General features: G+C 64.0%; 15 protein-coding genes. 11 read left to right on the top strand and 4 right to left on the bottom strand.

All coding sequences use genetic code 11. From position 1 onward, the window contains the following. Window positions 1-331 precede the first annotated feature (331 nt). The 7 genes from J8I26_RS14680 to J8I26_RS14650 all read left to right on the top strand — a co-directional run bounded on the left by J8I26_RS14680 (window position 332) and on the right by J8I26_RS14650 (window position 7,084). On the top strand, window positions 332-1,708 hold the full coding sequence (locus J8I26_RS14680; RefSeq protein WP_209607846.1) for an 8-oxoguanine deaminase: 1,377 nt from the start codon (window positions 332-334) through the stop codon (window positions 1,706-1,708). Between the two features lie 357 nt (window positions 1,709-2,065). Beyond that, entirely contained in the window at window positions 2,066-3,754 is a 1,689-nt protein-coding gene (locus J8I26_RS14675) for a methyl-accepting chemotaxis protein (protein WP_209607845.1), read from the top strand. A 435-nt stretch (window positions 3,755-4,189) separates the two neighbouring features. Next, window positions 4,190-4,768, top strand: a complete 579-nt coding sequence (locus J8I26_RS14670) for a hypothetical protein (RefSeq protein ID WP_209607844.1) — start codon at window positions 4,190-4,192, stop codon at window positions 4,766-4,768. Window positions 4,769-5,240: 472 nt separating this feature from the next. Continuing rightward, window positions 5,241-5,774, top strand: coding sequence for a hypothetical protein (locus J8I26_RS14665; protein ID WP_209607843.1), 534 nt, complete (start codon window positions 5,241-5,243; stop codon window positions 5,772-5,774). A gap of 52 nt (window positions 5,775-5,826) precedes the next feature. Next, window positions 5,827-6,111 (top strand): hypothetical protein, encoded by a 285-nt coding sequence (locus J8I26_RS14660; RefSeq protein ID WP_209607842.1) that lies wholly within the window; start codon window positions 5,827-5,829, stop codon window positions 6,109-6,111. A gap of 47 nt (window positions 6,112-6,158) precedes the next feature. Further along, window positions 6,159-6,350 (top strand): hypothetical protein, encoded by a 192-nt coding sequence (locus tag J8I26_RS14655; protein ID WP_209607841.1) that lies wholly within the window; start codon window positions 6,159-6,161, stop codon window positions 6,348-6,350. Between the two features lie 17 nt (window positions 6,351-6,367). Next, window positions 6,368-7,084, top strand: a complete 717-nt coding sequence (locus J8I26_RS14650) for a hypothetical protein (protein ID WP_209607840.1) — start codon at window positions 6,368-6,370, stop codon at window positions 7,082-7,084. 80 nt (window positions 7,085-7,164) lie between these two features. Here the strand turns inward: J8I26_RS14650 and pyk are convergent, their stop codons facing one another. The 4 genes from pyk to gcl form a co-directional block, all read right to left on the bottom strand. Next, window positions 7,165-8,583 carry a pyruvate kinase gene (gene pyk / locus J8I26_RS14645; protein WP_209607839.1) on the bottom strand — a complete coding sequence of 473 codons (1,419 nt, stop codon included), beginning with the start codon at window positions 8,581-8,583 and terminating at the stop codon, window positions 7,165-7,167. A 268-nt stretch (window positions 8,584-8,851) separates the two neighbouring features. Continuing rightward, a complete protein-coding gene (gene glxR / locus J8I26_RS14640) occupies window positions 8,852-9,742 on the bottom strand; it encodes a 2-hydroxy-3-oxopropionate reductase (RefSeq protein WP_209607838.1) in 891 nt (296 codons plus the stop codon). A 147-nt stretch (window positions 9,743-9,889) separates the two neighbouring features. Further along, window positions 9,890-10,669: a hydroxypyruvate isomerase gene (gene hyi / locus J8I26_RS14635; protein WP_209607837.1), complete on the bottom strand. Its 780-nt coding sequence runs from the start codon at window positions 10,667-10,669 to the stop codon at window positions 9,890-9,892. A gap of 215 nt (window positions 10,670-10,884) precedes the next feature. Next, window positions 10,885-12,660, bottom strand: a complete 1,776-nt coding sequence (gene gcl, locus J8I26_RS14630) for a glyoxylate carboligase (RefSeq protein ID WP_209607836.1) — start codon at window positions 12,658-12,660, stop codon at window positions 10,885-10,887. A gap of 185 nt (window positions 12,661-12,845) precedes the next feature. Between gcl and J8I26_RS14625 the strand changes: the two genes are divergently transcribed. The 4 genes from J8I26_RS14625 to xdhB all read left to right on the top strand — a co-directional run bounded on the left by J8I26_RS14625 (window position 12,846) and on the right by xdhB (window position 20,470). Continuing rightward, entirely contained in the window at window positions 12,846-13,766 is a 921-nt protein-coding gene (locus J8I26_RS14625; protein ID WP_209607835.1) for a LysR family transcriptional regulator, read from the top strand. 1,131 nt (window positions 13,767-14,897) lie between these two features. Then, on the top strand, window positions 14,898-16,196 hold the full coding sequence (locus tag J8I26_RS14620) for an NCS2 family permease (RefSeq protein ID WP_209607834.1): 1,299 nt from the start codon (window positions 14,898-14,900) through the stop codon (window positions 16,194-16,196). A gap of 374 nt (window positions 16,197-16,570) precedes the next feature. Beyond that, window positions 16,571-18,061: a xanthine dehydrogenase small subunit gene (gene xdhA, locus J8I26_RS14615; RefSeq protein ID WP_209607833.1), complete on the top strand. Its 1,491-nt coding sequence runs from the start codon at window positions 16,571-16,573 to the stop codon at window positions 18,059-18,061. Window positions 18,062-18,100: 39 nt separating this feature from the next. Next, window positions 18,101-20,470 (top strand): xanthine dehydrogenase molybdopterin binding subunit, encoded by a 2,370-nt coding sequence (gene xdhB / locus J8I26_RS14610; protein ID WP_209607832.1) that lies wholly within the window; start codon window positions 18,101-18,103, stop codon window positions 20,468-20,470. The last annotated feature ends 20 nt before the right edge of the window (window positions 20,471-20,490 follow it).

Below are 20,490 nucleotides of genomic sequence, written 5' to 3'. Positions count from 1 at the left end.
GGGGCTGGCACTTAGGGGCCGCCTTCTTTTGCTTACTTTTCTTGGCGGAGCAAGAAAAGTGAGCGGCTGCCGGGCCGTCCCCGGCGCTCCGTTCCGACCGGAGAGAGCAAGCATCAAAGCCAGAGCAGCAACAAGCAGCAAGACCAGACTACCCACAAAAACAGCAGCACCACCACAGCCTCACAACAACACAACAGCAAGACAGCACAGCAACACCAGCACCAACCCACCCGGCCGCAGCGTTAATAGGGACAACAAGGGACTCCACTGTCACCTGCACCGATCAAGCCAGCAACACCACCAACCGACAAGGAAACCAGGAGTCCCTGAAATGCCACAGCAAGCCCAAGAAAAAACCCTGCTCATCAAGAACGCCGCCGTCGTCGTCACCATGAACGACACCCGCGAAGAAATCAAAGACGGCGCCATCTTCATCCGCAACAACGTCATCGAACAAGTCGGCAACACCGCAGACCTGCCGCAGCAAGCCGACGACATCATCGACGCCAGACACCACGTCGCCATCCCCGGCCTGGTCAACACCCATCACCACATGTACCAGAGCCTGACGCGCGCGATTCCCGCCGCGCAGAACGGCGAACTGTTCAACTGGCTCACCAACCTCTACCCGATCTGGGCCGGCCTGACGCCCGAGATGATCAAGGTCTCCACGCTCACCACGATGGCCGAGCTGATCCTCTCCGGCTGCACCACCAGCAGCGACCACCTCTACATCTATCCCAACAAGACCCGCCTGGACGACAGCCTGGAAGCCGCCGCCCAAATCGGCATGCGCTTTCACGGCGCACGCGGCGCGATGAGCGTCGGCCAGTCCAAGGGCGGCCTGCCGCCGGACCGCGTGGTGGAAGAAGAGGAAGACATCCTGAAGGACACGCGCCGCCTGATCGAGACCTATCACGACGCCGACCGCCACGCGATGCAGCGCATCGTAGTGGCGCCCTGCTCGCCGTTCTCGGTCTCGCGCGACCTGATGCGCGAGGCGGCCGACCTGGCGCGCCATTACAAGGTCTCGCTGCACACTCACCTGGCAGAGAACGTCAACGACATCGCCTACAGCCGCGAGAAGTTCAACATGACCCCGGCCGAATATGCCGAGGACTGCGGCTGGGTCGGCCACGACGTCTGGCATGCCCACTGCGTACAGCTGGACGACCACGGCATCGAGCTGTTTGCCCGCACCGGCACCGGCGTGGCGCACTGTCCGTGCTCCAACATGCGGCTGGCCTCCGGCATCGCCCCCATCCGCAAGATGATCGACGCCGGCGTGCCGGTCGGCCTGGGCGTGGACGGCAGCGCCTCCAACGACTCCGCGCACATGATGGGCGAAGTGCGCCAGGCCATGCTGCTGCAACGCGTGGGTTTCGGCCCCGACGCGATGACCGCGCGCCAGGCGCTGGAGATCGCCACGCTGGGCGGCGCCAAGGTACTCAATCGCGACGACATCGGCGCATTGAAGCCGGGCATGTCGGCCGACGTGGTGCTGTTCGACACGCGCCAGATCGGCTTCGCCGGCGGCCTGCATGATCCGGTGGCGGCGCTGGTGTTCTGCACGCCGGGCAATGTCGCCTGGAGCATCATCAATGGCCGCGTGGTGGTGCGCGAGGGACACTGCACCACCATCGACCTAGGCGCCGTACTGGAGCGCCACAACGCGCTCTCGTTCGAACTGGCCGAGGCGGCCCGCTAGAAAACGCAATACCGCTTTACCCGGGCATGCAGGGATGCCCGCAGGCGTCGCCCAGCGGATCGCAAGCGCTCCCACCCGGAGCCGCTTGCGACGACGCCCAGCATGACAAGAGCACAGGCCGTTCACACCGGCCAACGGCCGCCGCACAACAAGAACACACTTGCCCGCCTTGGGCACAAGACTTGCAATCCAGGCAACGAAGGGAATCGTCGCCACCGCATCGCATCGCCGTGCCGTCACCGCTCATCCGCCGGATGCGTGCGCACACGTGCGTCTGCATCTGCGCCGGTGCGCCGCCCCTTCGCCTACGTCCATCCTTTTTTCTTGCCCGAACAACGCTAGCGCACAAGGTCTACCATGAATCTCTCCAACATGAAAATCGGCGTTCGCCTCGCCATAGGTTTCGGCGCCGTGATTGCGCTGCTGATGGCCATCGCCGTCCTCGGCAACCTGCAACTCGGCCGCCTGGCCGACGGCATCCACCTGATCGTCAAGGATCGCTATCCCAAGACGGTGCTGGCCAACACGGTGCAGATCCAGGTCAACAAGATCGCACTCGACATCCGCGACATCATGCTGAGCAGCGATGCCGAGCGCATCAAGGCGCTCGCCGCCGACGCCGCGGCCGCCGACCGGAAGATGAACGAAGGCCTGGCGCAGCTGCGCGACGTCGCCCGCAGCGACGAAGACACACGCTTCGTGCAAGCCGCCATCGCCGCGCGCGATGCCTATGTGCCGGCGCGCGACAAGCTGATGGCGCTGGCCCAGGCCGGCCAGCTCGAGGAGGCCCGCGCCTACCTGCCGCAGCAGTTCATGCCGGTGCAGATCAAGTACTTCATCGCGCTCGACGCCATGTTCGATTACCAGGGGGGCCTGATGGACGCCGCCGGCGAGGCCGCCGCGCAGGATTCGTCCAGCGCCCGCATCGTCATCAACAGCCTGGCCGTGGTGGCCTTGCTGCTGGCCGCGGGCGTGGCGCTGCTGGTCACGCGCAGCATTACCCGGCCGCTGGTCAAGGCGGTGGCCGTGGCGCGCCGCGTGGCCGAGGGCGACCTCAGCGCCCGCGTCGAAGTCGGATCGAAGGATGAAACCGGCGAGCTGATGGCAGCCCTGAAGATGATGAACGAGAACCTGTGCAACATCGTCGAGCGCGTACGCAGCGGCACCGACACCATCCATCACGCCTCGCAGGAGATCGCCAGCGGTAACCTCGACCTCTCCTCCCGCACCGAGCAGCAGGCCGGCTCGCTGGAAGAAACAGCGTCAGCGATGGAAGAACTCACCTCCACCGTCAGGCAGAACGCCGACAACGCGCGCCAGGCCAACCAGCTGGCCGGCTCGGCATCCGACGTTGCGGTCGAAGGCGGCGCGGTGGTCGGCCAGGTGGTCGAGACCATGGCTTCGATCAATGAATCGTCGCGCAAGATCGTCGACATCATCGGCGTGATCGACGGCATCGCCTTCCAGACCAATATCCTGGCCCTGAACGCGGCGGTGGAGGCCGCCCGCGCCGGCGAACAGGGGCGCGGCTTCGCGGTGGTCGCCTCCGAGGTGCGCTCCCTGGCCCAGCGCAGCGCCACCGCCGCCAAGGAGATCAAGCTGCTGATCGACGACTCGGTCGCCAAGGTCGACACCGGCAGCCGCCTGGTCGGCCAGGCCGGCGCCACCATGACCGAAGTGGTCGCCAGCGTGAAGCGCGTGACCGACATCGTCGCCGAGATCAGCGCCGCCAGCTCCGAACAGAGCACCGGCATCGAAGAAATCAACCGCGCCATCACCCTGATGGACGAATCGACCCAGCAGAACGCCGCGCTGGTGGAACAGGCAGCAGCGGCGGCCCAGGCCATGCAGGACCAGGCGGCGCAGCTGACGCAGGCGGTGAGCGTGTTCAAGCTGGAAGAAAACGTACCTGCCCTGCCCGTCCTGCGCACCTTGCCGAAGGCTGCGGCGCCGATCATCCACACGCCTGCCGCCAAGGCAAAGACATTGCCGCGCGCGGCAACGCCGGCGTCTTCGGCGGCCGACAGTCAATGGGAGCAGTTCTAGGCCGTACACCGTCAGCCCATCGTCAGCCTTGCGTCAGCAAGTCGATGCACAAAGGCGTCCCATGGACGCCTTTGTCATTTCCGAACGCCTTACGCACATCTTTTTCTTTACTTTAATTTACCGCTCGATGAGAATTATTCGCCTTCGGAGCATGCGCGGGGAGGGGTTCCCGACGTCGTTGCCGATCGAACAAACAACTTGAAATCACAACAATAAACGCACGAGGGGAATCTTGCGTGATGTATCCGTCCTGAGCGGCCACGACCGCTCACGCTCCACATTCAGGCCAACCCATCCGCCCTATGCGCCTCGCGCATCTGTCGCAGGCATCTGCTGCAGATGCGCGATGCCATTGTCGCCGCCGCGGGATGCGCGCGCCCACCGAATTGCCCGTCAGGGCAGTCTTTGCAGTTGCAGTTCCAGATGCGCCAATAGATGGATCCCATCAACAACCATAAGAAAGTGCTTCCCATGAAAATGAAGTTTTTGCCTCTGATTGCAGCCACCCTCATCCTCGCCGGCTGCGCAGGCGCCCCCATTCCGGTGAACTACGCACCCAGCTCCGTGAAGAGTGCCTCGGGCTCGCTGTCCGTGAACGACTTCACCTATCCGGCGCAGACCCAAAACAAAAACAAGCCGATCACCTCCAATCAGATCCGCAACACCGCGATGGGCGAGATCAAGATTGATCGTGACGTCAATAAGTTCGTACGGGACGCCGTCTTCGCCGAATTGCGCTTCATGGGCATCAAACCCAACGATCCATCCAAAGTGCTCTCCGGCGAAATCCAGGAATTCCTGATCGATGACCTAGGCTACAGCGTCGACTGGACCCTGCGCATCAAATATACCCTGTCCGACGCGGTCACCAAGGCGGTGCTCTTCGAAGCGGTGGAAAACACCCAGCGCCGCACCGCCAAATTCGCCAACGCGTTCGGCGCCATGAATGAGACGATCAAGATCAATGTTGAGCAGCTGGTGGACGACGAAAAATTCGCCAAAGCGATTAACTGATGCGAAGCGCGCGGACCGGAGTCCGCGCGCACGGCCTTGATCGGGGCGTCTGCGGGCGCCTTTTTCTTGTTGACCGGCGCCAGGCAATGAAGGGGCCGCATCGATACAGCCCTTGCCATGCGCCGGCGTTTTCCACCGGCACGGCTCTTTAAGTCTGCTTTTTCCTTAACTTTGATTTACCATTGCACGGTAACCACCGGATACGTCGGCCTGTTGGGGAATAGGCGCCAACGTTCCGGCTCGGGGGAATACAGATCTGCACGACACAGTCAGACATGCATTGGGGGAACCATTCGCACGCCTTCCTTGAAAGCCATCGCTTTCAACTGCTCGCCATTTTCGGGAGGCACTGGCATACCGTCGCTATCTTCAACTCCCGCGCCGAGACCTGGCCGTATCCGGCTGTCCGCACAGCAATGTGGCGGCGACCGCTTTACCAACCAGAAGTAGAAACTGACCAAGAAAGAGAACAATGAAGTCCGTTATCGCAATCTCGCTGCTCGCTATTACCGCACTCTCCGGCTGCGCCTACAAGGCCAGCCCTTACGGCGTCTCACCGGCCAACGTCAACGCCATCAAGGCAACCGGCATCAAGCCGGTCGCTGTCTTGCCGTTCACCGCCACCAAGCCGGGCGCAGCCTCGATCACCTGCCGCGCCGCCGGCCCGGTGCGCGTCGTACCCAGCTTTGAGCGCTATATCGAAGGTGCCCTGATCGACGAACTGAAGCTCGCCAGCGCCTACGATCCCGCGTCCGATATCAAGATCAGCGGCAAGCTGGAACAGATCGACTTCAGCTCCGGCATGTCGGACGGCGCCTGGATGTTTGTCCTGACGATCTCGAACGCCAAGAACGCAAGCTTCACCGTTAACTCGAAATGGCCGTTCTCCGGCAGCTTCGTCGCCGACAAGGCCTGCCAGGAAGTCGCTCAAGCCTTCGGCCCGTCGGTCCAGAACCTGATCAAGGAAGTGATCCAGGATCCGCGCTTCAAACAACTCGCGCAGTAACGACTGAACCGGATGCCGCCCTGGCGACAGGACGGCAGGTCAAGGACTCCAGATGAAAGCAATGCTTCGCAGCGGCCTGCTGCTGGGCTGCGCCCTTGCGCTGTCCGTCTGCGCCACGTTCAAGACCGCCCTGCCCGAAGGCTACGCAGGACCGACCGCCGTCCTCAAGGACTCGGCCGACGTCGCCACGGCACGAAAGGCAGATATCTTCTACACCCTGTCGGTCAACGGCAATGAGATTGACAACGCGCTGTACACAACCATCCGCGCCAACCAGGGTCGGGGCATGGTCATGACGGTGCAACGCGTGGAGCACCCGATCCGGCCGCGCCGCTGAGCGTCGACATCTCGGCCAAGACCCACTACGCCGCCCCCATCCTGTCGATGGTCAGCACCGTCTACAACGTCAAGGGTACCGTCAGCTTCACGCCGGAGGCGGGAAAGATCTACTTGGTGCGCGGAAAGCTCAGCGAGGCTTACTCCGCAGTGTGGATCGAGGAAAAACAAAGCAAGACCGTAATGGGGGAAAAGATCGAAGTGCAAGGCTCTGCCAAAGCAGGCATTCTGGGCAAGTAGGCATCGCCGCCTCACCCTTGCCACTGGCAGGCCTGCGCCGGCAACAGCTCCACGGCGCCACGACGGCGACACTTTTTCGCTTCGCTTGCGCGCCTCTTTTGGCACACTGTTACGACATTTTCACCGTGCCGCCTCACATGAAAAGACCGCTTGCCGCGTTGACATTGCTGGCTGCTCCCTGGCTATGCGCCCAAACTCCGGAGCCGCAAACCTTCAATGGCTACGACGCTTTCTACGCGTCCCTGCCGCACCGGCTCTTTTCCGGTGACGGCGACCAGATCAATGTATCGCCAGCACACAGCATTCGCATCGAAGGAAAGCAATACCAGTTCAAGCACGCCCTCGCCTTTCCAGGCGAGAGCGTCTATCCGGAAGACCTGGGGCGGACCGCCACGCTGTATCGCAGCGCCGGCCACTACTGCGTGGAAGGCATCGGCGCCACCAGCGGCACCGGATCGCGGCATATGTCGGTGTACCTGATCGCCCGCAAGGATGGCCGGATCTACAAACTGCCCAGCTTGTTCGGCTCCTGCCTGGGCGTGGGTCGCGATCCCGACGGCAGCATCCATTTCCTGCAAGCGAAGATCGTCAACTACCGCGCCGCCTATGATGCGGACGGCGTTTCTTTTGATGGCCATACACTGGCCCACGACAGATTCTCGGCGACGCCGCTCCGGCTGGAAGTGCGCTTCGTCGAACCGGGCAACTTCTATCGCTTCCGCCAGGTGAAGTAGACGGCAATGAAAACGGGCTGCGCGGTTTCACCCTCGCAGCCCGTTCAAGAAGCATCCATCGCAGCGACGCTTCCGTTTATTTATCCCCACACCTCCGCCAACCGCAGCAAATTGGTGCTGCCCGGCTGCCCGAAGGGCATGCCGGCGGTGATGGCGATCTGGTCGCCCTGCTTGGCAAAGCCTTCTTTCAGCGCCGTCTGGCAGGCGGCGCTGACCATTTCGCTTTCGTTGTGGATCTGGTCGCTGATGGTGGAGTGCACGCCCCACACCAGGGCCAGGCGGCGCGCCGTGGCCAGTTGCGGGGTGATCGAGAGGATCGGCGCCATCGGTCGCTCGCGCGCGGCGCGCAGGCTGGTGTGGCCGGAACTGGTGTAGGTCACGGTGGTGGTGGCGCCGACGATGCCGGCCACGTCGCGCAGCGCCGAGCAGATGGCGTCGGAGCGGTTGGGTTGCGGCGCCTCGTGCTGGGCGTCCAGCATGTTGCGATACAAGGGATCGCGCTCCACCTCGGCGATCACGCGGTCCATCATGGCCACGGCCTGCAGCGGATAGGCGCCGTTGGCCGATTCGGCCGACAGCATCACGGCGTCCGAGCCGTCGTAGATGGCGCTGGCCACGTCCGACACTTCGGCGCGCGTGGGCACCGGCGCGGTGATCATCGATTCCAGCATCTGGGTGGCGATCACGATGGGCTTGCCGTGCTGGCGGCAGGCGCGCAGGATGCGCTTTTGCGTGCCGGGCACCTGCTCCGGCGGCAGCTCCACGCCGAGGTCGCCGCGCGCCACCATGATGGCGTCGGAGGCTTGCACGATCTCGTCCAGGCGGTCCAGCGCGGCCGGCTTCTCCAGTTTCGACAACACGGCGGCGCGATTGCCGATCAGGCCGCGCGCCTCGAACACGTCTTCCGGTCGCTGCACGAAGGACAGCGCGATCCAGTCGGCGCCCATGTCCAGCGCAAAGGCCAGGTCGCGCCGGTCTTTCTCGGTCAACGCGGGAATCGGCAGCACGGCGTCGGGTACGTTGACGCCCTTGCGGTCCGACAGCACGCCGGCGTTGACCACGCGGGTGCGGATGCGGGCGCCGTCGCTGTGCTCCACCTGCAGGCGCAGCTTGCCGTCGTCCAGCAGCAACGCCTGGCCGGCGGTGATGACCTCGAACAGCTCGGGATGCGGCAGGCAGACGCGGCTGCCGTCGCCGGGCCGCGCCTCGCGATCCAGCGTAAAGGTCTGGCCCTGCAGCAGCGTGACCTTGCCGTCGGCGAATTGGCCGATACGCAGCTTGGGGCCTTGCAGGTCGGCCAGCACCGCGATCGGGCGGCCGATCTCGCGCTCCACCTCGCGCACGATCTGGTAGCGCGCCTGGTGGTCGGCATGGGTTCCGTGGCTGAAGTTGAAGCGGAACACGTCGGCGCCGGCCTCGAACAGCGCGCGGATCATCTGCGGGGTGGCGCTGGCGGGTCCGAGGGTGGCGACGATTTTGGCCTGGCGTTGGCGGCGCATGGTGGGTCTCCGGAAAATGGTTTTGGTTGTTGTTGGAAAGGTGCTGCAGGCAAACGGGCGCCTCAAAAACACGTCGTCCCCGCGCAGGCGGGGACCCGGTGGCTTTCGTCGTGGTTCGACGCAATGCTGAACGACGCTGGGTCCTGACCTGCGTCAGGACGACACGAAGATGGTGGCTGGAACCTTCGACTGCTCGAGCCGATCCCCTGCTCGTCGTTCCTGCGCAGGCAGGAACCCGGCGACGTTTGTCATGCCGCGGCAAGCCCGATCAGGATGCCTTGGCAATCTCGTGGTTGGACAGGATCTCCACCGCACGGCACAGCGCCGAGTGGTCCAGGCCGCTCATGCCGTTGGCGGCGCAGGCGTTCATCAGCTCCTGCGCGGCGGCGGTGTTGGGCAGGCTGATGCCCAGTTGCTTGGCGCCTTGCAGGGCCAGGTTCAGGTCCTTCTGGTGCAGCTCGATGCGGAAGCCCGGATTGAAAGTACGCTTGACCATGCGCTCGCCGTGCACTTCCAGGATGCGCGAGGAGGCGAAGCCGCCCATCAGTGCCTGGCGCACGCGCGCCGGATCGGCGCCGGCCTTGGAGGCGAACAGCAGCGCCTCGGCCACGGCCTGGATGTTCAGCGCGACGATGATCTGGTTGGCCACCTTGGTGGTCTGGCCGTCGCCGTTGCCGCCGACTAGTGTGATGTTCTTGCCCATCAGTTCGAACAAGGGCTTCACATCGTTGAAGGCCGACTCCGAGCCACCGACCATGATGGTCAGCGAAGCCGCCTTGGCGCCGACCTCGCCGCCCGAGACCGGCGCGTCCAGGTACTGGCAGCCCAGCGCGTTGATCTTTTGCGCGAAGCCCTTGGTGGCGATCGGCGAGATCGAGCTCATGTCGACCACGATCTTGCCGGCCGACAGGCCTTCGGCCACGCCCTTCTCGCTGAACAGCACCGCTTCCACGTGCGGGGTGTCCGGCACCATGACGATCACGATGTCGGCGCGCTTGGCGACTTCCGCGCCCGAGGTGCAAACCGTGGCGCCGCCTTCCAGCAGTGCCGCCGGCGGGTTTTTCTGGTCGTGCAGGTAGAGCTTGTGGCCGCCCTTCTGCAGGTTTTCCGCCATCGGTGCGCCCATGATGCCCAGGCCGATGAATCCGACTTTTGCCATGCTATTTCTCCTTTATGTATAAAAATTTCCAAAAAGGCCTTGGAGATCGCGGGAGGCAGAGCGTCGCCGGCAAGGCGCGCCGCCGCAGACAGTGCTTCAGCACGGCAAGGCGAAGCAACGCCGCTGGAGACGTTCTGCCGCCCGCGATCAGAGGCCGTGTTCCTTGATCCAGCCGAGCCCCTCCTTGGTCCCGGCGCGCGGCTTGTACTCGCAGCCGATCCAGCCGGCGTAGCCGATCTCATCGAGGAAGCGGAACAGGTAGCGATAGTTGATCTCGCCGGTGCCGGGTTCGAAGCGGCCCGGGTTGTCGGCCAGCTGCACGTGGCCGATCAGCGAAAGATTGGCCTTGATGGTGTTGGCCAGCTCGCCCTCCATGCGCTGCATGTGATAGATGTCGTACTGCACGAACAGGTTGTCCGAGCCGGTGGCCAGGATCAGCTCCACCGCCTGTTTGGTCGTATTCAGGAAGAAGCCGGGGATGTCGAAGCTGTTGATCGGCTCGATCAGCAGACGGATGCCGTGCTCCTTCAACTTGCCGGCGGCGTACTTCAGGTTGCCGACCAGGGTTTCGCGGGCGGCTTCGCGCGAGACGCCGTTGGGCAGGATGCCGACCAGGCAGTTCAGCTGCGGCACTTCCAGCGCGCGTGCATAGCGGATCGCCTCGTCGACGCCGGCGCGGAACTCGGCCACGCGCTCGGGATGGCAGGCGATGCCGCGCTCGCCGGCGTCCCAGTTGCCGGCCGCCAGGTTGTGCAGCACCAGCTGCAGCCTGTTGGCGCGCAGTTGCTGCGCGATCTGTTCGACGTCGAAGGCGTACGGGAACAGAAACTCCACGGCCTTGAAGCCGGCATCGGCGGCGGCCTTGAAGCGTTCCAGGAACGGCTGTTCGGTGAACAGCATGGTGAGGTTGGCGGCGAGTTTGGTCATGTCATTCCTTATGGGCAATCAGATCCATCCATTCATTTCATCGTCATCCCGGCGCAGGCCGGGATCCAGTGGCTTGCGTCGCGATCCACGGGCAGCTCAACGACACTGGGTCCTGACCTTCGTCAGGACGACAAGTATCCGAGTATCGCCAGGGCGTCGCTCTTGCCGGCGACTTTTGTCTCCTCTTCGGATCGGCGCGAAGGCAGCGTGCGGGTTCAGTCCAGCAGGCTGATGGCGGTCGGTGCGTGCTCCGGCTTGGTGGCCAGTTCCTCGAACTCGTTGATGGCGTCGATCTCGGTGCCCATGGCGATGTTGGTGACGCGCTCGAGGATGATCTCCACCACCACCGGCACGCGATACTCGTTCATCAGGCGCTTAGCTTGGGCGAAGGCGTCCTGGATGGCGTTGGGGTCGGTCACGCGGATGGCCTTGCAGCCCAGGCCTTCGACCACGGCGACGTGGTCCACGCCGTAGCCGTTCAGCTCCGGCGCGTTGACGTTCTCGAACGCCAGCTGCACGCAGTAGTCCATGTCGAAGCCGCGCTGCGCCTGGCGGATCAGGCCAAGGTAGGAGTTGTTCACCAGCACATGCAGGTAAGGCAGGTTGAACTGCGCGCCCACGGCCAGCTCTTCGATCATGAACTGGAAGTCATAGTCGCCGGAGATGGCGACCACCTTCTTCTTGGGATCGGCCGCCACCACGCCCAGCGCGGCGGGGATGGTCCAGCCCAACGGGCCGGCCTGGCCGCAGTTGATCCAGTGGCGATCCTTGTAGACGTGCAGGAATTGCGCGGCGGCGATCTGCGACAGGCCGATGGTGGCGACGTAGCAGGTGTCGCGGTCGAAGGCGCGGTTCATCTCTTCGTACACGCGCTGCGGCTTGACCGGCGTTTCATTGAAGCTGGTCCGGCGCAGCATGGTCTTCTTGCGCTGCTGGCATTCGGCCAGCCAGGCCGAGCGATCCGGCAGGCGGCCGGCCGCCTTCAGTTCCTTCGCCACCTCGACGAACAGCTTCAGCGCCGCGCCGGCGTCGCTGACGATGCCGTAGTCGGGGCCGAACACGCGGCCGATCTGGGTCGGCTCGATGTCGACGTGGACAAACTTGCGGCCCTTGGTGAACACGTCCACCGAACCGGTGTGGCGATTGGCCCAGCGGTTGCCGATGCCCAGCACGAAGTCGGACGCCAGCATGGTGGCGTTGCCGTAGCGGTGGCTGGTCTGCAGGCCGACCATGCCGGCCATCTGCGGGTGGTCGTCAGGGATCGCGCCCCAGGCCATCAGCGTGGGGATGACCGGCACGCCGGTCAGCTCGGCGAACTCCACGGCCAGCGCGGCGGCGTCGGCGTTGACCACGCCGCCGCCGATGGTCAGCAGCGGACGTTCGGATTCGTTCAGCATCGCCAGCGCCTTCTCGATCTGGGCGCGGGTGGCCGACGGGCGGTAGACAGGCAGCGGCGAATAAGTGTCGGGATCGAACTCGATCTCGGCCATCTGTACGTCGAAGGGCATGTCGATCAGCACCGGGCCGGGACGGCCCGAGCGCATCAGGTGGAAGGCCTGCTGGAATACACGCGGGATCAGCGCCGGCTCGCGCACGGTGACGGCCCACTTGGTGACGGGCTTGGCGATGGACTCGATGTCGACCGCCTGGAAGTCTTCCTTGTAAAGGCGGGCGCGCGGCGCCTGGCCGGTGATGCACAGGATGGGGATGGAGTCAGCCTGGGCCGAGTAGAGGCCGGTGATCATGTCGGTGCCGGCCGGGCCCGAGGTGCCGATGCACACGCCGATGTTGCCGGCCTTGGCGCGGGTATAACCCTCGGCCATGTGGGAAGCGCCTTCGACGTGGCGCGCCAGAATATGCTTGATGCCGCCGTGGCGCTTCAAAGCCGAGTAAAACGGGTTGATCGCCGCGCCCGGCACGCCGAAGGCCTGCAGGCAGCCCTCCTTTTCCAGCACGTAGGCCGCTGCGTCGACTGCTCTCATCTTTGCCATGTTGTTCTCCAGAATTGCCTGTAAGGTGGCGGCGCCGGCCCCGGTGGGATACCGTGACACGCCGTTCGCTGATGTCTGGAGCAAATCCTAGTCGCTACAATTTCGCTTGATAAGAACATTAAAAATCTGTTTATTACCGACCAAAAGTATGGAAACATATCCAAAGTATCGAATGAGATCGGATTATGGACAAACTCAAACAGATTGAAGCCTTTGTTTCCGTGGTCGACAAAGGCAGCCTGGCGGCGGCCGCGCTGGAAGAACAGGTAACGCCGGTGATGATGGGCCGGCGCATCGACGCGCTGGAAAAGCGCCTTGGCACCAAGCTGATGCACCGGACCACGCGCCATCTGACGCTGACCGAACAGGGCAGCGTGTTCCTCGACCACTGCCGCAAGCTGCTGGAGCAAATGGAGACGGCCGAAAAGAGCATCGCCGAGGGCCGCCACAAGGCCACCGGCCACCTGGTGGTTTCCACCCCGGCCGCCTACGGCCGCTTGCACGTGGCGCCGCATGCCCCGGCCTTCCTGGCCGCGCACCCGGAGGTACAGATCTCCTTCAACCTCACCGACCGCGTGGTCGACCTGGTGCGCGAAGGCTACGACCTGGGCATTCGCATCGGCGGCGCCATCGAGCCCAGCTTCGTCGCCGTGCGCCTGGCCAGCAACCGCCGCGTGGTCTGCGCCTCGCCGGAATACCTGCACAGGAACGGCATGCCCAAGACGCTGGACGACCTGGCCCAGCACAACTGCCTGGCCTTCAACCTGCAGGGCGGCCAGCAGCGCGGCTGGTATTTCCAACAGAACGGCAAGCCGGTGATCGTCAAGGTGCAAGGCAACCTCGACTGCAACGACGGCGAACTGCTGCACCGCTGGGCCGGCGAAGGCCTGGGCCTGGCGTGGCGCTCGACCTGGGAGATCCAGTCCCAGCTGGCCTCGGGCGAGCTGGTGACGGTGCTGGACGACTACGCCCTGCCCCACTACGACATCATGGCGGTGTACCCGCAGCAACGGCACCTGCCGGCCAAGACGCGCTTCTTCATCGACTACCTGAAGGAGGTCTATGCGCAGGCGGATTACTGGAACCGTTCGGTCAGCAAGGCCTGACGGAGGGATGCGGATGACGACGCCGGATCCCGGCCTTCGCCGGGATGACGGGTCTGTTTTCAGAGCTGGTGATTAAGTTTGCTGCAGCGTGAGTGACGGACGCGGGCACCGACGAAGCGCGACGAACGACGCTGGGCCCCTGCTTTCGCAGGGGCGACGAATTGTGTGGATGGCGAGTCTGGATTGGCTGCTGGTGACACGTGTGTGATGGATGCCGGCGCTGAAGGATCGCAACGAACGACGCTGGGTTCCTGCTTTCGCAGGAACGACGGATTACATCAGATAGCGAGCCAACGCATTGAAGCCGCAGGCGAGCGACATGCCAACGAGCGGCAGGCGAAGTTGAAACCACGCGAGGCCGAAGATGAAGCTAAGCAGAGGCGATTTCGCAGGCGAGGAACAGGTCGCGCGATGCCGCAGGCGAGCCTCAATCCCGATGCCGCAGGCGAGGAGGATGGTATTTCCCCTTGTGGGCCAGCCGGCGGAGCGTGGTGAAAAATGGATCAGCAAGGCAACCGGAGCGCAGCGACTTTGCCTTGCCCATTTTTCAGCGCGCTCCGCCGGGAACCCCGCAGGGGCTGGCACTTAGGGGCCGCCTTCTTTTGCTTACTTTTCTTGGCGGAGCAAGAAAAGTGAGCGGCTGCCGGGCCGCCCCCGGCGCTCCGTTCCGACCGGAGAAAGAAAAGCACCGACCCAGTACATCGGCACGCAGCAAGACCAGACTACCCTAGCCAAGCCAAGCCGAGCCAAACCAACACAACACAACACAACACAACACAACACAACACAACACCAAAGCAACACCGCAACCCAGCAGCACCAAGCAAGATTTCAAGTCACAATGACAACATTCGCCAACACTCCACCCCAAAGAATAAGATTCCATACCAGAACACCCACAATGCACCGCACCAAAACCCTTGCCACAAGCCCTTTTTAAGGGCCATATACGCATATAACCATATGTTTATAGTGGCTATATCTCCCCTACTTACTCCACGCCATGAAATTGGAAGACATTACGTACGCTGCAACCAATACGCACAAAGCCAGAACGCCCATTTTTTGCCCGACTCGCCACCGTGCAAGTTTTCCGGCGTATAAAAAAGGACCAAACGGAGACAACCAAGAATGAACCCGCTAGACAAGTACTTCAAACTCAGCGAGAACGGCACCACCGTCCGCACCGAACTGCTGGCAGGCCTGACCACCTTCCTGACGATGGCCTACATTATCTTCGTCAACCCTTCCATCCTGGGCGATGCCGGCATGCCCAAGGATTCGGTATTCGTCGCCACCTGCGTGGCCGCCGCCGTGGGCACATTGATCATGGGCCTGTACGCCAACTACCCGATCGGCCTGGCACCGGGCATGGGCCTGAACGCCTACTTCGCCTACGCCGTGGTCAAGGGCATGGGCTTCCCGTGGCAGGCCGCGCTGGGCGCGGTGCTGATCTCGGGCTGCCTGTTCCTGATCGTGAGCGTGCTGCGCATCCGCGAGATGATCATCAAGAGCATTCCGGTGTCGCTGCGCATGGCCATTCCCGCAGGGATAGGCCTGTTCCTGGCGATCATTTCGCTCAAGAGCTCCGGCATCATCGCCGCCAACCCGGCCACCTTCGTCACCTTGGGCGACCTGCACCAGCCGGCGCCGGTGATGGCCATCATCGGCTTTTTGGTGATCGTGGCGCTGGACAAGCTGAAGGTGCGCGGCGCGCTGCTGATCGGCATCCTGCTGGTGACCGTGCTGTCCTTCCTGTTCGGCGGCAACCACTTCAACGGCGTGTTCGCCGCGCCACCGTCGGTGGCGCCGACCTTCCTGCAGCTGGACGTCAAGGGCGCGCTGTCGATGGGCCTGCTGAACGTGGTGCTGGTGTTCTTCCTGGTTGAGCTGTTCGACGCCACCGGCACGCTGATGGGCGTGGCCACCCGCGCCGGCCTGATGAAGGAGGGCAAGATGGCGCGCCTGAACAAGGCCCTGATGGCCGACAGCACCGCCATCGTCGCCGGCTCCCTGCTTGGCACCTCCAGCACCACTGCGTATATTGAAAGCGCAGCCGGCGTGCAGGCGGGCGGGCGCACCGGCCTGACCGCAGTGGCGATCGCCCTGCTGTTCCTGCTGTGCCTGTTCATCGCGCCGCTGGCCGGCGTGGTGCCGGCATATGCGACCGCACCGGCGCTGTTCTTCGTGGCCTGCCTGATGGTGCGCGAGTTGGTCCACATCGACTGGGAAGACACCACCGAATGCGTGCCGGCGGTGATCACCGCGCTGGTGATGCCCTTCACCTACTCGATCGCCAACGGCTTGGCGCTGGGCTTCATCAGCTATGCCGGCCTGAAGCTGTTGACCGGCCGCGTGAAGGATGTGTCGGCGATCATCTGGATCATCGCCGCGATCTTCCTCTTCAAGCTGGTGTATCTGGGCGAATGAGGACGCGGGAAAAGAGGTAAATTGCAGGTTCGGGATGCGCAGGCCTTGCGCAGGCGCATCCCGGGATTGTCAAAAGATGGAATTGGACAATCGTTTTCCACAAAACGACGGCGACAATCAGTTCCATCCTTTGAGGACCCCGGCACGTTTCTTGAATAGGTTTCCATTGGAGAAGCCGTTGAAGAAGCGGCAAGGCAGGAAGCAGAAAAAAAGATCCATTGCAGGCGTAACAGGGGGAACCCGCGCTTCCTGCCGGATCGAATAATAAGAGTGCGCCCCACGATCAGCCCTGGAGCGTGCCATAGAGCAAGCAACATGCTCTAAGCACCCTAAATCTTGTACGTATCTTTTTGTACATTTACCAGAGCAGAGACATGTCCGAATCGAATTGCGCGTCCCAACGCCCCGTCCAGTTCTATTACCGCGGCGAAATCCGCCAGGCCGAAGGCCTGTCCAACACCCGCACCGTCCTGCAGCACCTGCGCGAAGACCTGCACTGCACCGGCACCAAGGAAGGCTGCGCCGAAGGCGACTGCGGCGCCTGCACCGTGGTGGTCGGCGAGCTGCGCGGCGATGCGCTGGAGCTGAAAACCGTCAACTCCTGCATCCAGTTCCTGCCCACGCTGGACGGCCGCGCGCTGTTCACCGTGGAAGACCTGAAGCAGCCCGACGGCTGCCTGCACCCGGTGCAGCAAGCCATGGTGGAATGCCACGGCTCGCAGTGCGGCTTCTGCACGCCGGGCTTCGTGATGTCGCTGTGGGGCCTGTACCTGAAGCATGACAAGGACGGCATCGAACCCAGCAAGCGCGAGATCGACGACGCCCTCTCCGGCAACCTGTGCCGCTGCACCGGCTACCGCCCCATCGTGGATGCGGCGCGCCGCATGGGCCAGCTGCCGGCAGTCGATTTTGATCGCGAACAGGTGACCCAGGCGCTGCGCGGCATGCGCCGCGAAGAACCGCTGGCGGTCACCCACAACGGCCAGACCTTCCACGCCCCGCGCACGCTGGCGCAACTGGCCCGGCTGCGCAACGACCTGCCCAAGGCCCGCATCCTGGCCGGCTCCACCGACGTCGGCCTGTGGGTCACCAAGCATATGCGCGATCTAGGCGACATCCTCTACATCGGCCAGGTGGAAGAGCTGCGCGCCATGCGCGAGGCCGACGGTTTCCTGGAGATCGGCGCCGGCATTTCGCTGGAGCAGGCCTACGGCGAGATCAACAAGCACTATCCGCAAGAGCTGTCCGAACTATGGCAGCGCTTCGCCTCGATGCCGGTGCGCAATGCCGGCACGCTGGGCGGCAACGTCGCCAACGGTTCGCCCATCGGCGACTCGATGCCGTGGCTGATCGCGCTGGGCGCGCAGATCGTGCTGTACGGCGTGGACGGCCAGCGCGTGATGCCGCTGGAAGACTTCTACATCGCCTATCAAAAATCGGCCATCCTGCCCAACGAGTTCGTGCAGGCGGTGCGCATTCCGCTGCCGCGCGCTAACGTGGAGTTCCGCGTCTACAAACTCTCCAAGCGCTTCGACCAGGACATCTCGGCGGTATGCGCCGCCTTCGCCTTCACGCTCGAGGGCGGCCGCGTCAAGGAGGCCCGCATGTGCTACGGCGGCATGGCCGCCACGCCCAAGCGCGCTGCCAACGCCGAGGCCGTCCTCAACGGCCAGGAGTGGAGCGAAGACAACGTGCGCGCCGCCATGGCCGCCATGACGCAGGACTACGCGCCGCTGTCCGACATGCGCGCCACCTCCGGCTACCGCCTGCGCACTGCGCAGAACCTGCTGTACCGCTACTGGCTGGAGACCCGCCCCGATGCCCCGCTGGCCAGCGAATCGGTGCGCGCCTTCGCGGCCGCGTGAACGTGGTGAGTACGTCTGAAGAATGAGCAGGAGAACGCAATGAACAAGCAAACCGAAGAATTCATGTCCAAGCTGACGCTGCCGCCCACCGGTTGGGCCGAGGTCGGCAAGCCGCATCCGCACGAGTCGGCGATGCTGCACGTGACCGGCGAAGCCACCTACACCGACGACATCGTCGAACTGCAAGGCACGCTGCACGCGGCACTGGGCCTGTCGCAAAAGGCCCACGCGAAGATTCGCGCCATCGATCTGTCCAAGGTCAAGGCTTCGCCCGGCGTGGTGGCGGTATTCACCGCCGACGACATCCCCGGCGAGAACCAGTGCGGCGCCATCATCCACGACGACCCGGTGCTGGCCGACGGCCTGGTGCAGTACGTGGGCCAGCCGATCTTCATCGTGATCGCCGACAGCCACGACAACGCACGCCGCGGCGCACGGCAGGCGGTCATCGACTACGAGGAGCTGGAACCGATCCTGACCCCGCGCGCCGCGCATGCGGCCAAGTCCTATGTGCTGCCGCCGATGCACCTCACGCGCGGTACGCCGGCCGAGGCGTTCGCCAAAGCGCCGCACAGGCTGCAAGGCAAGTTCGACGTCGGCGGCCAGGAGCAGTTTTATCTCGAAGGCCAGATCTCGTACGCCATCCCCAAGGAAGGCTGCGGCATGCACGTCTATTGCTCGACCCAGCACCCCAGCGAGATGCAGCACCACATCGCCCACGTGCTGCATGTAGCCTCGCACGACGTGCTGGTGGAATGCCGCCGCATGGGCGGCGGCTTCGGCGGCAAGGAATCGCAATCGGCGCTGTGGGCCTGCGCGGCCGCGGTGGCGGCGGTGCGCCTGCGCCGCCCGATCAAGCTGCGCGCCGACCGCGACGACGACATGATCGTCACCGGCAAGCGTCACTGCTTCGCCTACGACTACGAAATCGGCTACGACGACAACGGCCGCATCCTGGCCGCGAAGATCGACATGGTCTCGCGCGCCGGCTTCTCGGCCGACCTGTCGGGCCCGGTCGCGACCCGCGCGGTGTGCCACTTCGACAATGCCTACTACCTGTCGGACGTGGAGATCCACGCCATGTGCGGCAAGACCAACACCCAATCCAACACCGCCTTCCGCGGCTTCGGCGGCCCGCAGGGTGCGATCGCCATTGAGTACATCGTCGACGAGATCGCCCGCAACCTGGGCCGTGATGCGCTGGAGGTGCGCCGCGCCAACTTCTACGGCCTGAGCGACGCCGAAGGTCCGGATGCGCGCAACGTCACCCACTACGGACAGAAGGTGGAAGACAACGTCATCCACGGCCTGGTCGACCAGCTGGAACGCACCAGCGACTACCAGGCGCGACGCCGCGCCATCATCGAGTTCAACGCCAACAACACCGTGCTGAAGAAAGGCATGGCGCTGACGCCGGTGAAGTTCGGCATCTCCTTCAACGTGCCGCACCTGAACCAGGCCGGCGCGCTGGTGCACGTCTACACCGACGGCTCGGTGCTGGTGAACCACGGCGGCACCGAAATGGGCCAGGGCCTGAACACCAAGGTGGCGCAGGTGGTGGCCAACGCGCTGGGCCTGCCGCTGGAGCGCGTGCGCTGCACCGCCACCGACACCAGCAAGGTGGCCAACACCTCGGCCACCGCCGCCTCTACCGGCAGCGACCTGAACGGCAAAGCGGCGCAGGACGCGGCGCTGCAGATCCGCGCGCGCCTGGCGCAGGTGGCGGCCAAGCGTTTCGACGCGGACGCGGCAGAGGTGCGTTTCGCCGACGGCCTCATCATCGCCGGCGAGCAGTCGGTGGCGTTCGCCGATCTGGTGATGCAGGCCTACCTGCAACGCGTGCAACTGTGGTCGGACGGCTTCTACTCGACGCCCAAGGTGCACTGGGACTCCAAGAGCATGACCGGCCATCCCTTCTTCTACTACGCCTATGGCGCAGCGGTGGCCGAGGTGGTCATCGACACCCTGACCGGCGAATGGAAGCTGCTGCAGGCCGACCTGCTGTACGACTCCGGCGAAAGCCTGAACCCGGCGATCGACGTCGGCCAGGTGGAAGGCGGCTTCATCCAGGGCATGGGCTGGCTGACCACCGAAGAGCTGTGGTGGAACAAGGACGGCAAGCTGATGACGCACGCGCCGTCGACCTACAAGATCCCGGCGATCTCGGACTGCCCGGCCAACTTCCGCACCGAGCTGTACAAGAACAGCAACGTGTCCGACACCATCCACCGCTCCAAGGCCACCGGCGAGCCGCCGCTGCTGCTGCCGTTCTCGGTGTTCCTGGCGATCCGCGACGCGGTCTCGGCCGTGGGCGAACATCGCGTCAACCCGCCGCTGCGCGCGCCGGCCACCAGCGAGGCCATCCTCGATGCGGTGGACGCCGTCCGCGCCGCCGCGGTGAATCAGTAAGCGCAACGCGAACCTGACAA

Origin of the sequence: Herbaspirillum sp. LeCh32-8, from assembly GCF_017814915.1 — a bacterium.
Classification (GTDB): Bacteria; Pseudomonadota; Gammaproteobacteria; order Burkholderiales; family Burkholderiaceae_D; genus Herbaspirillum.
The sequence above is the reverse complement of the archived record's forward strand: the minus strand, read 5'-3'. Positions and strand labels throughout refer to the sequence as shown.

Bases quoted from the DNA above. Each gene is read 5' to 3' on its own strand.
- pyk (WP_209607839.1), bottom strand. From the start codon at position 8,583: ATGCGCCGCCAACGCCAGGCCAAAATCGTCGCCACCCTCGGACCCGCC.
- hyi (WP_209607837.1), bottom strand. From the start codon at position 10,669: ATGACCAAACTCGCCGCCAACCTCACCATGCTGTTCACCGAACAGCCG.
- J8I26_RS14625 (WP_209607835.1), top strand. From the start codon at position 12,846: ATGGACAAACTCAAACAGATTGAAGCCTTTGTTTCCGTGGTCGACAAA.
- J8I26_RS14680 (WP_209607846.1), top strand. From the start codon at position 332: ATGCCACAGCAAGCCCAAGAAAAAACCCTGCTCATCAAGAACGCCGCC.
- xdhA (WP_209607833.1), top strand. From the start codon at position 16,571: ATGTCCGAATCGAATTGCGCGTCCCAACGCCCCGTCCAGTTCTATTAC.
- J8I26_RS14670 (WP_209607844.1), top strand. From the start codon at position 4,190: ATGGATCCCATCAACAACCATAAGAAAGTGCTTCCCATGAAAATGAAG.
- J8I26_RS14675 (WP_209607845.1), top strand. From the start codon at position 2,066: ATGAATCTCTCCAACATGAAAATCGGCGTTCGCCTCGCCATAGGTTTC.
- xdhB (WP_209607832.1), top strand. From the start codon at position 18,101: ATGAACAAGCAAACCGAAGAATTCATGTCCAAGCTGACGCTGCCGCCC.
- J8I26_RS14620 (WP_209607834.1), top strand. From the start codon at position 14,898: ATGAACCCGCTAGACAAGTACTTCAAACTCAGCGAGAACGGCACCACC.
- J8I26_RS14655 (WP_209607841.1), top strand. From the start codon at position 6,159: ATGGTCAGCACCGTCTACAACGTCAAGGGTACCGTCAGCTTCACGCCG.
- J8I26_RS14665 (WP_209607843.1), top strand. From the start codon at position 5,241: ATGAAGTCCGTTATCGCAATCTCGCTGCTCGCTATTACCGCACTCTCC.
- J8I26_RS14660 (WP_209607842.1), top strand. From the start codon at position 5,827: ATGAAAGCAATGCTTCGCAGCGGCCTGCTGCTGGGCTGCGCCCTTGCG.
- glxR (WP_209607838.1), bottom strand. From the start codon at position 9,742: ATGGCAAAAGTCGGATTCATCGGCCTGGGCATCATGGGCGCACCGATG.
- gcl (WP_209607836.1), bottom strand. From the start codon at position 12,660: ATGGCAAAGATGAGAGCAGTCGACGCAGCGGCCTACGTGCTGGAAAAG.